General features: G+C 54.7%; 14 protein-coding genes, 1 rRNA gene and 1 riboswitch. Of the genes, 10 read left to right on the top strand and 5 right to left on the bottom strand.

The window, feature by feature from the left end; all coding sequences use genetic code 11:
• Positions 1-32: 32 nt before the first annotated feature.
• On the bottom strand, positions 33-1,184 hold the full coding sequence (gene argE, locus GS12_RS01305; protein WP_034943247.1) for an acetylornithine deacetylase: 1,152 nt from the start codon (positions 1,182-1,184) through the stop codon (positions 33-35).
• Between the two features lie 175 nt (positions 1,185-1,359).
• On the opposite strand from argE, the gene argC reads away from it, so the two are divergent.
• The 4 genes from argC to argH all read left to right on the top strand — a co-directional run bounded on the left by argC (position 1,360) and on the right by argH (position 5,835).
• Positions 1,360-2,364: an N-acetyl-gamma-glutamyl-phosphate reductase gene (gene argC, locus GS12_RS01310; protein WP_034943278.1), complete on the top strand. Its 1,005-nt coding sequence runs from the start codon at positions 1,360-1,362 to the stop codon at positions 2,362-2,364.
• A 15-nt stretch (positions 2,365-2,379) separates the two neighbouring features.
• The gene (gene argB, locus GS12_RS01315) at positions 2,380-3,156 is read left to right on the top strand and encodes an acetylglutamate kinase (protein ID WP_034943249.1); all 777 of its coding nucleotides are present in this window, start codon (positions 2,380-2,382) and stop codon (positions 3,154-3,156) included.
• A 20-nt stretch (positions 3,157-3,176) separates the two neighbouring features.
• Positions 3,177-4,391 carry an argininosuccinate synthase gene (locus GS12_RS01320; RefSeq protein ID WP_034943251.1) on the top strand — a complete coding sequence of 405 codons (1,215 nt, stop codon included), beginning with the start codon at positions 3,177-3,179 and terminating at the stop codon, positions 4,389-4,391.
• Between the two features lie 67 nt (positions 4,392-4,458).
• Positions 4,459-5,835, top strand: coding sequence for an argininosuccinate lyase (gene argH, locus GS12_RS01325; RefSeq protein ID WP_034943252.1), 1,377 nt, complete (start codon positions 4,459-4,461; stop codon positions 5,833-5,835).
• Between the two features lie 348 nt (positions 5,836-6,183).
• Here the strand turns inward: argH and GS12_RS01330 are convergent, their stop codons facing one another.
• Entirely contained in the window at positions 6,184-6,519 is a 336-nt protein-coding gene (locus GS12_RS01330; RefSeq protein ID WP_034943254.1) for a hypothetical protein, read from the bottom strand.
• A gap of 448 nt (positions 6,520-6,967) precedes the next feature.
• A complete protein-coding gene (locus GS12_RS01335; protein WP_034943256.1) occupies positions 6,968-7,699 on the bottom strand; it encodes a glutathione peroxidase in 732 nt (243 codons plus the stop codon).
• A gap of 133 nt (positions 7,700-7,832) precedes the next feature.
• Between GS12_RS01335 and oxyR the strand changes: the two genes are divergently transcribed.
• A complete protein-coding gene (gene oxyR / locus GS12_RS01340) occupies positions 7,833-8,753 on the top strand; it encodes a DNA-binding transcriptional regulator OxyR (RefSeq protein WP_034943257.1) in 921 nt (306 codons plus the stop codon).
• On the opposite strand, the gene sthA is transcribed toward oxyR, so the two are convergent.
• Positions 8,727-10,127, bottom strand: a complete 1,401-nt coding sequence (gene sthA, locus GS12_RS01345; RefSeq protein WP_034918561.1) for a Si-specific NAD(P)(+) transhydrogenase — start codon at positions 10,125-10,127, stop codon at positions 8,727-8,729. The two genes, oxyR and sthA, sit on opposite strands and share 27 nt — an antisense overlap.
• A 191-nt stretch (positions 10,128-10,318) precedes the next feature.
• Here sthA and fabR point away from each other — a divergent pair, with 191 nt between their 5' ends.
• The gene (fabR, locus tag GS12_RS01350; RefSeq protein ID WP_034918563.1) at positions 10,319-10,960 is read left to right on the top strand and encodes an HTH-type transcriptional repressor FabR; all 642 of its coding nucleotides are present in this window, start codon (positions 10,319-10,321) and stop codon (positions 10,958-10,960) included.
• A gap of 11 nt (positions 10,961-10,971) precedes the next feature.
• A complete protein-coding gene (locus GS12_RS01355) occupies positions 10,972-11,325 on the top strand; it encodes a YijD family membrane protein (protein ID WP_034918566.1) in 354 nt (117 codons plus the stop codon).
• Between the two features lie 4 nt (positions 11,326-11,329).
• Here GS12_RS01355 and trmA read toward each other — a convergent pair whose 3' ends face one another.
• Positions 11,330-12,433, bottom strand: a complete 1,104-nt coding sequence (gene trmA, locus GS12_RS01360) for a tRNA (uridine(54)-C5)-methyltransferase TrmA (RefSeq protein WP_034943259.1) — start codon at positions 12,431-12,433, stop codon at positions 11,330-11,332.
• Positions 12,434-12,549: 116 nt separating this feature from the next.
• A riboswitch (cobalamin riboswitch) is annotated at positions 12,550-12,728 on the top strand.
• 71 nt (positions 12,729-12,799) lie between these two features.
• Between trmA and btuB the strand changes: the two genes are divergently transcribed.
• The 3 genes from btuB to GS12_RS01375 form a co-directional block, all read left to right on the top strand.
• Entirely contained in the window at positions 12,800-14,674 is a 1,875-nt protein-coding gene (gene btuB, locus GS12_RS01365; protein ID WP_034943280.1) for a TonB-dependent vitamin B12 receptor BtuB, read from the top strand.
• Positions 14,619-15,485 (top strand): glutamate racemase, encoded by an 867-nt coding sequence (gene murI / locus GS12_RS01370; protein ID WP_034943261.1) that lies wholly within the window; start codon positions 14,619-14,621, stop codon positions 15,483-15,485. Before btuB ends, murI begins: the two co-directional genes overlap by 56 nt.
• A gap of 355 nt (positions 15,486-15,840) precedes the next feature.
• Positions 15,841-16,295: ribosomal RNA gene (locus tag GS12_RS01375) — 16S ribosomal RNA — on the top strand; the annotation flags it as partial.

Here is a 16,295-nt window from a genome sequence, read left to right on the forward strand (position 1 = left end):
CTGTTTTAATAGTTAATTGCCCGGCGTCATCATTAATGGTGGCAGAAATGATGTACCACCTGCGCGATCAGCGCGCGCGTAGGCTTAATAAAAGCGGTGTCGAGATATTCGTCAGGTTGATGCGCCTGATCGATAGAGCCGGGGCCAAGGACCAGCGTCGGGCAAAGCGTCTGGATAAACGGCGCTTCGGTACAGTAATTCACCACTTCGGTTTCAGTTCCCAGCAGTTTTTCTACCACCTGAACCAGCTGATGATCGGGCGGACATTCGTAGCCGGGGATCGGCGGATGCAGTTCGCTCACGGTCAGACGTCCCGGCCAGCGTTCGCTGACAGGCGCCAGCGCCTCATTCAATAACCCGTCCAGTTCGCTCAGCGTCAGGCCCGGCAGCGGGCGAATATCCATATGCAGTTCGCAGCAGGCGCAGATGCGGTTCGCCGCGTCGCCGCCGTTGATATGACCAAAGTTCATGGTCGGATAGGGGATAACAAAGCCGTCGTGACGATAGCGTGTTTTCAGCGTGTTGCGCAGTTCCATCAGTTGGGTAATGGATTCATGCATCAACTCAATGGCGTTGACGCCGCGCGCCGGATCGCTGGAGTGGCCGGACTGCCCCTGAATACGAATGGCATGGGAGAGATGCCCTTTGTGTGCGCGCACCGGTTTCAGCGACGTTGGCTCGCCGATAATCGCGCAGTCAGGCCGAATGGCGGTGTTTTCCGAGAAGTACTTCGCGCCTGCCATCGACGTTTCTTCATCGGCCGTCGCCAGGATGTAGAGCGGTTTCGACAGCGTTGTCACGTCCACGTCGCGCAGAGTATCTACAATAAAAGCGAAGAAGCCCTTCATGTCGGCGGTGCCCAGGCCGTAAAGCTTGTTGTCGTGCTCGGTCAGGGTGAAGGGATCGCGCGTCCAGCGGCCGTCGTCGAACGGCACGGTGTCGGTATGGCCCGCCAGCAACAGGCCACCCGCGCCGCTGCCGGTCTTCGCCAGCATGTTAAATTTATGACGCGTGCCGGGAACGGGCTGAACCTCAACGCTGAAGCCGAGATCGCGGAACCAGCTGGCCAGCAAACTGATTAAATTCTCATTACTCTGATCGATGGCGCTATCGGTTGCGCTGATGGATGGTGTGGCAATCAACTCACGATAAAGCTCGATAAAAGGGGGTAATTTTGTCTTCACTGTTGACAGTCCTTGCGTTAGGATAGTATCAATATTCATGCATTAATAGTGAATAAAAATACATTAATGGCGTACGGTTGGAAACCGATAATTTTTCCAGCAGATCGCGCGCCGATCGCCCGGCCACGCAGCTGCTGCAAGCCGGAAATTCGTGACCGAAAAAGGTGTCAGTCTGATGTTGAATACGCTGATCGTTGGTGCCAGCGGCTACGCTGGCGTTGAACTCGCGACCTGTCTGAATCGTCACCCTGAAGTGAACATAACCGCTTTAGCGGTTTCAGCGCAAAGCCCCGATGCAGGAAAATTGCTTTCCGATCTCCATCCGCAGCTGAAGGGCATTATCGATCTGCCGTTGCAGCCGCTCAGCAGCGCGGCGGATTTTGCTGGCAACGTGGACGTGGTGTTTATGGCGACCGCGCATGAGGTGAGCCACGATCTCGCGCCCGCCTTTCTGGCCGCAGGCTGCGTGGTGTTCGATCTGTCCGGTGCGTTCCGCGTAAATAATCCCGATTTTTACACCGATTTTTATGGCTTCCCGCATCAGCACCCGGACTGGCTGGATAAAGCGGTGTATGGCCTTGCCGAGTGGCAGCAGGAAAAAATCAAAGAGGCCCGGCTGATCGCCGTGCCGGGCTGCTATCCCACCGCCGCGCAGCTGGCGTTGAAACCGTTGGTGCAGGCGGGACTGCTGAATGACGCGCAGTGGCCGGTGATCAACGCTACCAGCGGCGTCAGCGGCGCGGGCCGCAAGGCCTCGGTGACCACCAGCTTTTGCGAAGTCAGCCTGCAACCTTACGGCATCTTCAACCATCGTCATCATCCTGAAATTACCGCACATCTGGGCATTCCGGTGATCTTCACCCCGCATCTGGGCAACTTCCCGCGCGGCATTCTGGCGACCACCACCTGCCGCCTGAAGGCGGGTATCACCCGTGAGGACGTGGCGGAAGCGTTTCACAATGCCTATCACGATAAACCGCTGGTGCGCCTGTACGATAAAGGCGTGCCGTCCATTAAGGCCGTGGCGGGCCTGCCGTTCTGCGATATCGGCTTTGCCGTGCAGGGCGAACACCTGATCGTGGTATCAGCGGAAGATAACCTGCTGAAGGGCGCCTCAACGCAGGCCGTGCAGTGCCTGAATATTCGTTTCGGTTTTCCGGAAACGCAGTCACTTATTTAATCAGCGAGTAAGACCATGACCAATCCATTAATTATCAAACTCGGCGGCGTGCTGCTGGACAGCGAAGAAGCGCTGGAAAAGTTGTTTACCGCGCTGGCAAGCTGGCGCGAATCGCATCAGCGCCCGCTGGTAATCGTTCACGGCGGCGGCTACCTGGTGGATGAGCTGATGAAGAAGCTCGCGCTGCCGGTGAAAAAGAAAAACGGCCTGCGGGTCACGCCTGCGGATCAGATCGATATCATTACCGGCGCGCTGGCGGGCACGGCGAACAAAACCCTGCTGGCCTGGTCGAAAAAACACGGTCTTGAGGCGGTCGGCCTTTGTCTGGGCGACGGCGGCAGCGTTAACGTCGCGCAGTTTGATGAAGAGCTGGGCCACGTCGGCAACGCCACGCCCGGTTCGCCAAAACTGCTGAATACGCTGCTCAACGGCGGTTTTCTGCCGGTGATCAGCTCTATCGGCATTACCGAAGACGGTAAGCTGATGAACGTTAACGCCGATCAGGCCGCCACCGCGCTGGCTTCCACGCTGGGCGCGGATCTGATCCTGCTGTCGGATGTCAGCGGTATTCTGGATGGCAAAGGCCAGCGCATTGAAGAGATGACCGCTGCCAGGGCAGAGCAGCTTATTGCGCAGGGCATCATCACCGACGGCATGATTGTGAAAGTGAATGCGGCGCTGGACGCCGCCCGCACGCTGGGCCGTCCGGTTGATATCGCCAGCTGGCGTCATGCCGAACAGCTACCCACTCTTTTTAACGGCGTGTCCATTGGCACCCGCATCCTCGCTTAACCGTATTCAAGGAAAAGATTATGCAAGACAAGAGCATCAAAAAAATCGTTCTGGCCTACTCGGGCGGTCTGGATACCTCGGCCATTATTCCCTGGCTGAAGGAAAACTATGGCGGCTGTGAAGTGGTTGCGTTCGTTGCCGATATCGGCCAGGAGCGCGGCGATCTGGAAGGCGTTGAGCAAAAAGCGTTGCAGTCCGGCGCATCAGAGTGCCACGTGGTCGATCTGCGTGAAGAATTTATCAGCGACTACGTTTTCCCCGTTCTGCAAACCGGTGCGCTGTACGAAGGCACCTATCTGCTGGGCACCTCGATGGCGCGTCCGATTATCGCCAAAGCGCAGGTCGAACTGGCGCTTAAAGTGGGCGCGGATGCGCTGTGTCACGGCGCAACCGGCAAAGGGAACGACCAGGTGCGTTTCGAAACCACCTATACCGCGCTGGCGCCACAGCTGAAAGTCGTTGCGCCGTGGCGCGAATGGGATCTGCGTTCGCGCGAGGCGCTGCTGGATTACCTGAAAGCGCGTAACATCCCGACCACCGCGTCGCTGGAGAAAATCTACAGCCGTGATGAAAACGCCTGGCATATCTCCACCGAAGGCGGCGTGTTGGAAAGCCCGTCAAATGCGCCGAACAAGGATTGCTGGGTCTGGACCGTCGATCCGCTGGAAGCGCCAGACCAGCCAGAACAGGTCACCGTGCGCGTAGAAAAAGGTCGCGTGGTGGCGGTGAACGGCGAAACGTTAAGCCCGTTCCAGTGTCTGGAAAAGCTTAACGTGCTGGGCGCGAAGCACGGCGTCGGTCGTATTGATATTGTTGAAAACCGTCTGGTCGGCATTAAGTCGCGCGGCTGTTATGAAACGCCCGGCGGCACTATTATGGTCAATGCGCTGCGGGCGGTAGAGCAGCTGGTGCTCGATCGCGACAGCTTTAAATGGCGCCAGCAGTTGGGCCATGAAATGTCCTACGTGGTTTACGACGGTCGCTGGTTCGCGCCGCTGCGTAAATCCATCCAGGCCGCGGCCGAATCGCTGGCGGAAGAGGTAAACGGCGAGGTGGTGCTGCAACTCTATAAAGGCCAGGCGACGGCGATTGAGAAGCGCTCTGCAAACAGCCTCTACTCCGAAGAGTTCGCGACCTTTGGCGAAGACGAGGTTTACGATCATCGTCACGCGGGCGGCTTTATTCGTCTGTTCTCGCTCTCTTCACGCATCCGTGCGCTGAACGAAAAGAAATAAAATCGTACGGGGCGGCGCACTTCCGCCCTGTTCACGCGTCATCATTTAAATTTTAGGGAGCACTGACATGGCACTTTGGGGTGGACGTTTTACTCAGGCCGCAGACCAGCGCTTTAAACTGTTTAACGACTCGCTGCGCTTCGACTATCGCCTGGCGGAGCAGGATATTGTCGGGTCCGTTGCCTGGTCCAAAGCGCTGGTAACCGTTAATGTGTTGACCACGGAAGAGCAGCAGCAATTGGAAAGCGCGCTGAATACGCTGCTGGAAGAGGTGCGCGCCGACCCGCAGCAGATCCTCGAAAGCGATGCTGAAGATATTCACAGCTACGTGGAAGGCCGGTTGATCGATAAAGTGGGCGCGCTGGGTAAAAAACTGCATACCGGACGCAGCCGTAACGATCAGGTCGCCACCGATCTGAAGCTCTGGTGCAAGGCACAAGTCGGCGAATTGCTGATCGCCATCCGCCAGTTGCAGCAGGCGCTGGTCGCCACCGCCACAGCGAATCAGGACGCGGTAATGCCTGGCTACACGCATCTTCAGCGCGCGCAGCCGGTGACGTTTGCGCACTGGTGCCTGGCCTACGTTGAGATGCTGGCGCGCGATGAGAGTCGGCTCGAAGATACGCTGAAGCGACTGGACGTCAGCCCACTGGGCTGCGGCGCGCTGGCGGGAACGGCCTATGAGATTGACCGCGAGCAGCTGGCGGGCTGGTTAGGCTTCGCCTCCGCGACGCGTAACAGCCTGGATACCGTTTCTGACCGCGATCATGTGCTGGAACTGCTTTCCGACGCGTCCATCGGCATGGTGCATCTGTCGCGTTTTGCTGAAGATCTGATTTTCTTCAATACCGGCGAGGCCGGATTTGTTGAGCTGTCTGACAAGGTTACCTCCGGCTCTTCGCTGATGCCGCAGAAGAAAAACCCGGATGCGCTGGAGCTGATCCGCGGTAAATGCGGCCGCGTGCAGGGCGCGCTGACGGCGATGACCATGACGCTGAAGGGATTGCCGCTGGCCTATAACAAGGACATGCAGGAAGACAAAGAAGGGCTGTTTGACGCGCTGGATACCTGGTCCGACTGCCTGCATATGGCGGCGCTGGTGCTGGACGGCATTCAGGTGAAGCGCCCGCGCTGTCAGGAAGCGGCAGAGCAGGGCTACGCGAACGCGACCGAACTGGCCGACTATCTGGTGGCGAAGGGCGTGCCGTTCCGCGAGGCGCATCATATCGTGGGGGAAGTGGTGGTCGCGGCAATCGCGCAGGGCATGGCGCTTGAAGCGTTGCCGCTCGGCGAATTACAGCGCTACAGCAGCGTGATCGGTGATGATGTGTATGCGATTCTGTCGTTGCAGTCCTGCCTGGAGAAACGGAACGCAAAAGGCGGCGTTTCGCCTCAGCAGGTTTTGCAAGCCACAGGTGATGCAGAAGCCAGGCTCTGGCCTTGACAGTGCTGTGTTTTATTTGAGCTTAAATAATATACGGGCGTTAATCCGTTCTGGTGCGAATGATACAATGCATGAGCACGTAGGATGAATGAAGAGTAAGGGATTTTTATTTACTAAATGGGGTGTTCGTTTTTTTAAATGAAAATTTCCGCATAGTGCTATTATATGTTTTTGGAAATCATGGTATTTAAGGTTAACTATATTCGTTGGTGCTTGCAGGAAGTGTAAATACCTGAGTCCGGTAAAGTTCCGGACTCAGGGCTCTCCTGCTTAACCGTCTGACATTGTGTCTTTGGTTAATGACAGAGATGCATGTAGACAGAATAAAAATTGAATGATTGTTCTGAATTAATAATTTTTAAAGAGGTCGCCGCTTAAGATGCTGCTCATCACGTCACTCGCAAACTTACCGGCAGCGTCAGCACCAATAACTGCGCCATATAAAGCACCGCCGACACTACCTAAGACTGCGCCGCCAATAAAGCCAACAAGGTTACCAAAAATGCCCATTCCAACGATACCGGCATGAGAACCGCCATAGCGTCCACCCAGGATGGCGCCGGCCCACATGGCGGAAACGCCTCCCATAATTGATGCGCCGATAGCTTCTTCAATATTCAGAAAAAAGTCATCGCCATAAGCACCGCTGACGTTCTGCATTTCTTGAATGTTTAGTTCTCTCATTTTTATAATTCCTTTTTAAGTTAGTAACATTAGTCCAAAGTTTACAGGCATTTCTATCTTTTCTCGATTAGGAAAGCCAGAAGTATTTTCATCTAATATCTTCTGAAATAAAATAGTAAATATTCCAATTTATTAAATATTTTCATGGCAAAATCGCTCAATGCGTGAGCGTTTTTCTTTATGGAAATATATGTTATTTATTAAATCGCAGAAGGAATGATTTTTTGTTAATTAATTTATTAACGGTTGGTTAATAAAAAGGAAGTATAAGTAGCTAATGCCGATCAGTGAAGAATCGATTGATCGATTCAGTAACGGTGAAGGAGAGAAAGGGCGCCCAGAAGCGGTAAAAGGCAAATTGCATGAATACGGCAAAGCCCGGAAAATACAGCCAGTCAGTAGATTAACTGACCGGCATTACAGAATGACCGACTCTTTTTAAAAAGTTTTAAGCGAGTAAGAATTGCTCTAAATCGTCGCTGCCGCCGATATGACGTCCACCAATGTAAACCTGCGGCACGGTGGAACGGCCGGTAACGGCGCGCAGACTGACGGTAGTGGCATCCTGACCGAGCACAATCTCTTCATACTGAATGCCGCGATCGTACAGCATCTGCTTAGCTTTGGCGCAGAACGAGCAGCCCGGCTTGGTAAACAGCGAAACGGACTCCTGCACCTTGAATTCAGGCGCCAGATAGCGCAGCATGGTATCCGCATCTGACACTTCAAACGGGTCGCCCGGCTTGTTCGGCTCAACAAACATCTTTTCTACCACGCCGTTGCGTACCAGCATGGAGTAACGCCATGAGCGTGGACCAAAGCCCAAATCGGCTTTTTCAACCAGCATTTCCATGCCGCGCGTAAAGTCGCCGTTGCCATCAGGAATGAAGGTGATGTGCTCCGCATGCTGATCGGCTTTCCAGGCGTTCATCACGAAGGTGTCATTCACTGACACGCACAGAATGCTGTCCACGCCGTGCTTCTGGAAAACGCCCGCCAGTTCGTTATAACGCGGCAGGTGGCTTGACGAGCAGGTGGGCGTAAAGGCGCCGGGTAAAGAGAAGACGATAACCGTTTTGTCTTTGAACAGCTCGTCCGTGCTCACATCAATCCACCGGTCGCCCTGACGCGTATGAAAAATAACCTGTGGTACTGATTTACCTTCCTGAGTTGCAAACATAGAACCTCTGAATGATGGTGTAAAAGGAGTCGTTCGATTTCTGTGGAACATTATTGAGGCCCGCGCTTGATAGGGATAATCGTTGGTTGCTATCCTATTTATCGCTACGGACTATCGTGGCTCGGAGGATAAGATGAACATTCGCGATCTGGAATACCTTGTAGCGCTGGCGGAATTTCGCCATTTCCGCCGTGCGGCGGATGCCTGTCACGTCAGTCAGCCAACGCTGAGCGGGCAGATTCGTAAGCTGGAAGATGAGCTGGGCGTCATGCTGTTGGAACGTACCAGCCGTAAAGTGCTGTTTACCCAGGCCGGTTTATTGCTGGTGGATCAGGCCCGCACCGTATTACGCGAGGTCAAGGTGCTGAAAGAGATGGCCAGTCAACAGGGCGAAGAGATGTCCGGCCCGCTGCATATCGGCCTGATCCCTACCGTCGGCCCCTATTTGCTGCCGCAGATTGTGCCCATGCTGCACAAAACCTTTCCCAGGCTCGAGATGTATCTGCATGAAGCGCAAACGCAGCAGCTTCTGGCGCAGCTCGACAGTGGCAAACTCGACTGTGCCATTCTGGCGCTGGTCAAAGAGTCAGAGGCGTTTATTGAAGTGCCGCTGTTTGATGAACCGATGAGGCTGGCGATCTATCAGGATCACCCGTGGCACGATCGCGACCGTGTGCCGATGGCCGATCTGGCTGGCGAAAAACTGTTGATGCTGGAGGACGGGCACTGCCTGCGCGATCAGGCGATGGGGTTTTGTTTCCAGGCGGGCGCCGACGAAGACAAACACTTCCGCGCCACGAGCCTGGAGACGCTGCGCAATATGGTTGCCGCAGGCAGCGGCATTACGCTACTGCCGGCCCTGGCCGTACCAAAGGAGCGCGTACGCGATGGCGTTTGTTATCTTACGTGTCACAAACCGGAGCCACAGCGCACTATCGCGCTGGTCTATCGTCCCGGTTCGCCACTGCGCAGCCGCTATGAGCAGCTGGCAGAGGCAATTCGCAAGCACATGCAGGATAGCATGGCGTTAAAACAGCCGGTTCAGACCGTTTAAGGCCGCCACGCGATAGGCTTCGGCCATGGTGGGATAATTGAAGGTGGTATTAACGAAGTATTCGATCGTGTTGCCACCGTTTTTCTGCTCCATGATGGCCTGGCCGATGTGCACGATCTCCGCCGCGTGTTCGCCGAAGCAGTGAATGCCGAGGATCTCTTTGGTTTCACGGTGGAAAAGGATTTTCAGACTGCCCACGTTCATACCGATGATCTGCGCGCGCGCCAGATGCTTGAACTGCGCGCGACCCACTTCATAAGGCACTTTCATCGCCGTTAGCTGCTGTTCGGTTTTGCCGACGGAGCTGATTTCAGGAATGGTGTAAATCCCGGTAGGAATATCTTCAATCAGATGCGCGTTGGCTTCGCCTTTGATCAATGCCTGTGCGGCGAGGCGTCCCTGATCGTAGGCGGCTGACGCCAGGCTCGGGTAACCAATGACGTCGCCTACCGCATAAATATGCGGCTGCGCCGTCTGGTACATGCTGTTCACCTTGAGCAGACCGCGGCCGTCGGCTTCCAGACCCACATTTTCAAGAGAGAGCGAGTCGGTGTTGCCGGTGCGCCCGTTGGCATAGAGCAGGCAGTCGGCTTTGACTTTTTTACCCGACTTCAAATGCACGATCACGCCGTCGCTGACGCCTTCGATTTTCTCAAATTCTTCGTTATGGCGGATGACCACGCCGTTGTTCCAGAAGTGATAAGAAAGCGAGTCCGAAATCTCCTGATCGAGAAAGGCCAACAGATGGTCGCGCGTGTTGATCAGGTCAACTTTGACCCCCAGTCCGCGAAAAATCGACGCATATTCGCAGCCGATCACGCCGGCGCCGTAAATAATTACGTGGCTGGGTTCGTGATGAAGATCGAGAATGGAGTCGCTGTCGTAAATGCGCGAATGCGTAAAGTCCACTTCCGGCGGACGATAAGGCCGCGAGCCGCAGGCAATAACAAATTTCCCGGCGGTCAGGCGTTCGACGGAGCCGTCATGCGCTTTAATTTCCAGCGTGTTCGCGTCCAGAAAGCGTGCGTCGCCCTGATAGAGCGCACAGCGATTGCGTTCATAAAAACCCTGACGCATCCGGGTTTGCTGGCTGATGACGTTTTCAGTGTGGGTCAGAATATCTGCAAAGGAAGAGCGCAGAAGGCGGCTGTGATCGCTGTAGAGTGGATTCTGGTTAAATTCGATAATACGGCTGACGGCGTGGCGTAGCGCCTTGGAGGGGATGGTTCCCCAATGGGTACAGCCGCCGCCGATGTTGTGATAACGCTCAATGACAGCGATACGCGCGCCCTGTTTCAGCAGGCCCATTGCAGCACCTTCGCCGCCGGGACCGGAACCGATCACAATGGCGTCGTAATCATAAGAGTTTGACATACTCATGCGTCCTGGTTCTTATACAAATTTTCAACGAGATTCTAACATCTCCTTGACCACTTCCCAATTCAATCGCCTTTTTTTGCCATTAATTGTTCAGAAAAAAGGTTAACAGGGGCTCACAAAGTGATACCGCTGTTCGCTGAAATTTTTGTTATAGTGCCTGCATGAAAGCAATAACAGGCAGAATAATGGGCGTCAGAGCGCAGCAAAAAGAACGAACTCGGCGTACGCTGATTGAGGCCGCATTCAGTCAGCTCAGCGCTGAGCGAAGTTTCGCCAGTCTCAGCCTGCGCGAAGTGGCGCGTGAAGCCGGGATCGCGCCAACCTCATTTTACCGTCACTTTCGCGATGTTGATGAATTAGGTCTGACAATGGTAGACGAAAGCGGCCTGATGCTTCGTCAACTGATGCGCCAGGCGCGCCAGCGTATCGCCAAAGGCGGCAGCGTTATTCGCACCTCTGTCGCCACGTTTATGGAATTTATCGGCGATAATCCCAATGCGTTCCGCCTGTTACTGCGCGAACGCTCAGGGACTTCGGCGGCATTTCGTGCGGCGGTTGCCCGTGAAATTCAACACTTTATTGCTGAACTGGCCGACTATCTGGAAATTGAAAACCGGATGCCGCGCAGTTTTACGGAAGCGCAGGCCGAAGCGATGGTGATTATTGTGTTTAACGCTGGCGCAGAGGCGCTTGATATTGACGCCGCTCAGCGCCGCCAATTGGAAGAGCGGCTGGTATTGCAGCTCCGGATGATTTCCAAAGGCGCATATTACTGGTATCGACGTGAACAGGAGAGGCTGGCGGTTACGCTGGAATCCCATGACTAAAGGACAGAGACATGAGTTTAGCCCCAAATCGTGACAGAGGGACGCTGCTGCTGTCTTTTCTGGTCGGCCTGTCGGTTAATGGCACATTTTCCGTGCTGTTCAGTGCCTGGGTGCCGTTCTCCGTGTTTCCGCTTATTGCGCTGGGTCTGTCGGCCTGGTGCCTCCATCAGCGCTATCTTAATCGCTCAATGCCCAACGGCATGCCATCGCTGGCTGCGGCGTTTTTCCTGCTGGGCATTCTGCTCTACAGCGCCGTGGTGCGGGCGGAGTATCCGCAAATCGGCTCCAATTTCGTGCCGACGACCCTGATGGTGGCGCTGGTTTTCTGGATTGGCCTCAGGATCAGGTCGCGCAGAGGCGAATGAAACGTCAGCTTTTCCGCGTCAGCAGCACGCCACACTCCATATGGTGGGTGTAGGGGAACTGATCGAACAGCGCCAGACGCGTTACTTCGTGCGTGACGGCGAGCGTTTCCAGATTGGCGCACAGCGTTTCCGGGTTGCAGGAGATATACAGGATGCGTGGATACGCCTGTACCATTTTCACCGTTTCCTCATCCAGCCCGCTGCGCGGCGGATCGACAAAAATCGTTTCGCACTGGTAGCTGCTGAGATCGATGCCCTCCAGACGGTTGAACGAGCGTACGCCATTCATCGCCTGCGTAAACTCTTCCGCCGCCATGCGAATAATCTGCACGTTGTCGATATTATTGACCGCAATATTATACTGCGCCGAAGCCACCGACGGCTTGGCGATCTCCGTGGCCAGCACGCGCCGGAAGTTGCGCGCCAGCGCCAGTGAAAAGTTACCGTTGCCGCAGTAAAGCTCAAGGAGATCGCCGTTGGCGTCTTTTGTCACGTCCAGTGCCCACTCCAGCATCTGGATATTTACCGCGGCGTTAGGCTGCGTAAAACTGTTCTCTATTTGACGATAAACCATCTCTTTCCCGGCAACCGGCAGGCGTTCGTCAACAAAATCCCTGTCGAGGCAGATTTTGGTTTTGGTGGCGCGCCCAATTAAATGGACGTCGAAGCCCTGCGCACGCAGCATATCCCGCAACTGCGTTGCCGCCTGGCGCCACTCGTCGGTCAGCGCCCGGTGATAGAGCATCGATACGAGAATTTGATTGCTCATGGTAGAGAGATAGTCAAGCTGGAAAAGCTTGTGGCGCAGAACCGGCTCATCACGCAGCGCTGCGATCATCTGCGGCATCAGATCGTTGATTAACCGGCTGGCGGCGGGAAAGCGGTCTACCCGAATACGCTGACGGGTCTGCTGGTCAAAGATGATGTGATAAAGATCGTCTCCATCGTGCCAGAGGCGGAACTCGGCGCGCATCCGGTAGTGGCTGTCCGGCGAACGAAAAACCTCGACGTTTTGCGCAGTGAAAGGCGTCATCAGCGTTTTCAGCCGGACAACTTTCTCCTCAAGTTGGGCATCGTAGCGTTCTGTCGGCAGCTTTTCGGGGGTCATTTTCTGTCCTGATGGGTTGCGGCTTTATTGCCCGGCGATTGTAGGGATTCATCGGGCAATGTCCAGCGTTGTCCATGCGCAGCCCGCTTCCGACGTCTGGATTTTCCGCCGTTTTGAACATAAGATGCGCTGCCGGCCTTTTACGAGTTAAAAGGGAATCCAGTGCAAAGCTGGAGCTGACGCGCAGCGGTAGGGAATGTCGTGGTGATTGCTGATGCAGACACTGTCTTTCGACGGGAAGTCTTCGCCATTTATGATTCCGAGCCCGAAGACCTGCCGGCGTTACGTCGCACTTCATATGATTATCGCGTGCTATTGATCGTATGCCTGCGGCATCCTGCACGATTTTTTGGATGCTTTGTCACAATGAAAAAGAATAACACCACGCTGTTGGCATTCGGCGCAACGGCGATTTCCCTCTGGGCGCAAAACGGCTTCGCGCAGGATGCGCAGGGAACGCTGGTCACCACCGCCAGCCGTTTCGCCGAACCGGTTTCTTCCGTGCTGGCGCCCACGTCCGTCGTTACGCGCGAAGAGATTGACCGCTGGCAGTCAAAAAGCGTGGCGGACGTGATGCGTCGCCTGCCCGGCGTCGATATCGCACAGAATGGCGGGCTGGGACAGCAAAGTTCGCTGTTCATTCGCGGTACAGAATCCCGCCACGTGCTGGTGCTGGTCGATGGCGTGCGCCTGAATCAGGCAGGCATTAGCGGCTCTTCCGACCTCAGCCAGATCCCCATTTCTCTTGTGCAGCGTATCGAGTACGTGCGCGGCGCGCGGTCTGCAGTCTACGGTTCGGATGCGATCGGCGGCGTAGTGAATATTATTACCGGTCGCGATAAGCCTGGTACGACGCTCTCGGCAGGTACGGGCTCTAACGGCTATCAGGCCTACGACGGTTCCACGCAGCAAATGCCCGGCAACGACACGCGCGTAACGCTGGCCGGAAACTACACCTATACCAAAGGGTTTGACGTGGTGGCGAATTACCCCGACGCCTTTGGCGATACGCCACAGAAAGACCGGGACGGTTTCATGAGCAAGGCGCTCTATGGCGCTATCGAGCAGCAGTTTAATGACGAATTCAGCGGTTTTGTTCGTGGATATGGATTTGATAACCGTACGGCCTATGACGGCAGCCCGACCTATGTTCAGCCCGATACGTTTGTGGATACGCGACAGCTTTACAGCCAGACGTGGGACAGCGGGCTGAAATACAGTAATGGCGATTACTCTTCCCGGCTTGTTGCCAGCTACAGTCATGCGAAAGATTATAATTACAGCCCGGATTTGGGGCGTTACGCCTCTTCCGCCTCGTTGGATGATTCTCAACAGTATAATTTGCAATGGGGCAACAATGTTGCCATCGGCAACGGCAGCGTAAGCGGCGGTATTGACTGGCAGAAACAAACTATCGAACCCGGCACGGCCTATGTGAATGACAGCCGCGAAGTTACCAACACCGGACTTTATGCTACTGCCCAGCAAAAAGCAGGAACGGTTACGCTCGAAGGCGCTCTTCGCGGCGATGACCATTCTGAATTCGGCTGGCATGAAACCTGGCAAACCAGCGCTGCCTGGGAATTCGTTGAAGGCTATCGTCTGCTCACCAGTTACGGCACCGCCTTTAAAGCGCCAACGCTCGGCCAGCTCTATGGTTCTTTTGGCGGCAACCGCGATCTCAATCCTGAAGAGAGCAAGCAGTGGGAAGCGGGCGTTGAAGGGCTTACGGGGCCTGTCAGCTGGCATCTTTCCGGCTACAAAAACCTCATCGACAGCCTGATTGATTATAATTCGGCAACAAATAATTATTTCAATGTTAATAAGGCTGCAATCAAGGGGCTTGAAGCAACCGCCTCTTTTGATACCGGGCCGGTAACGCATCAGCTCTCTTATGACTACATTGATGCGCGTAATGCTGAAACAGATGAAATCCTCCTTCGCCGTGCTAAGCAGCAGGTGAAATATCAGTTGGACTGGACGCTTTATGATTTCGACTGGGCAGTCAGCTATCACTATTCAGGACAGCGCTACGATCGGCAATATGCGCAAAATCCTGACGGTGATATCGTTAAGCTCGGCGGCGTGAGCCTGTGGGATCTCGCCGTTTCATATCCGGTCACGTCTCAACTGATCGTTCGTGGTAGAATCGCCAACCTGTTCGATAAAGATTACGAGACAGTTTATGGCTATCAAACTGCGGGACGAGAGTATTACCTTACCGGCAGCTATACCTTCTGAAAAACGCCCAACGGTGCTGGTTTTTGATTCCGGCGTTGGTGGGCTCTCTGTCTATGATGAGATCCGGCAGCTATTACCGGATCTTCATTATCTCTACGTATTTGATAATGTCGCCTTTCCGTATGGCGAGAAATCAGAAGCCTTTATCATTGAACGCGTTCTTGAAATTGTTGACGCCGCCAGCAAGCGTTATCCGTTGGCGCTGGTGGTTATCGCCTGCAACTCGGCCAGCACCGTGACGCTCCCTGCGCTGCGCCAGCGCTTCGAATTCCCCGTTGTGGGCGTGGTGCCGGCAATTAAACCTGCCGCGCGCCTGACGAGGAACGGCGTTGTCGGTCTGTTGGCAACGCGTGGCACGGTGAAACGCCCTTATACGCATGAGCTGGTGGCACGCTTTGCCAGTGAATGTAAAACCGAGATGCTCGGTTCCGCTGAACTGGTCGAACTGGCAGAAGCGAAACTGCATGGTGAAACGGTGCCTCTCGAAAGCGTTCGGCGCATTCTGCAACCCTGGCTGCGAATGAAAGAGCCGCCGGATACGGTTGTTTTAGGCTGTACGCATTTTCCATTATTGAATGAAGAGCTTCTCCAGGTGTTGCCTGAAGGCACGCGCCTGGTGGACTCCGGCGCGGCAATCGCCCGAAGAACGGCCTGGCTATTAGAAAATGCCTCGCCGGATGCTTGCTCCGCCGATGACAGTGTTGCTTTCTGTATGGATATTACTGAGCATACAGCGCGATTATTACCCGTATTACACCGTTACGGCTTTGTAAGGCTTGAAAAGCTGTCTCTTCAGGGCGGAAATGGGTAAAAAATGGCCGGTCAGACATTTTTTTGCAAATTGCGCTTGTCTGCCGCATGGAAGTCCCTATAATGCGCCACCACTGACACGGAACAACGGCTTAACGGTCGCCGGTTCAGGAAGAGAAAAGAGAAAAAACTCTTGACTCTTCAGCGGGAAAGCGTATTATCTGCACCCCGCGCCACACGAGATATGTGGCACTGCTCTTTAACAATTTATCAGACAATCTGTGTGGGCACTCGCAGGATTGATATCACAGCCTTCGGGCGAATGAACTATCAAGTCTTTGTTGAGTGAACACGTAATTCATTACGACGTTTTAATTCACAGAGCACCGCCATCCACGTGATGGCAAATCAGACTTTAATTGAAGAGTTTGATCATGGCTCAGATTGAACGCTGGCGGCAGGCCTAACACATGCAAGTCGAACGGTAGCACAGAGGAGCTTGCTCCTCGGGTGACGAGTGGCGGACGGGTGAGTAATGTCTGGGGATCTGCCCGGTAGAGGGGGATAACCACTGGAAACGGTGGCTAATACCGCATAATCTCGCAAGAGCAAAGTGGGGGACCTTCGGGCCTCACACTACCGGATGAACCCAGATGGGATTAGCCAGCTGGTGAGGTAACGGCTCACCAGGGCGACGATCCCTAGCTGGTCTGAGAGGATGACCAGCCACACTGGAACTGAGACACGGTCCAGACTCCTACGGGAGGCAGCAGTGGGGAATATTGCACAATGGGCGCAAGCCTGATGCAGCCATGCCGCGTGTATGAAGAAGGCCTTCGGGTTGTAAAGTACTTTCAGCGGGGAGGAAGGG

This window comes from Erwinia oleae (assembly GCF_000770305.1).
Taxonomy (GTDB): Bacteria; Pseudomonadota; Gammaproteobacteria; order Enterobacterales; family Enterobacteriaceae; genus Erwinia; species Erwinia oleae.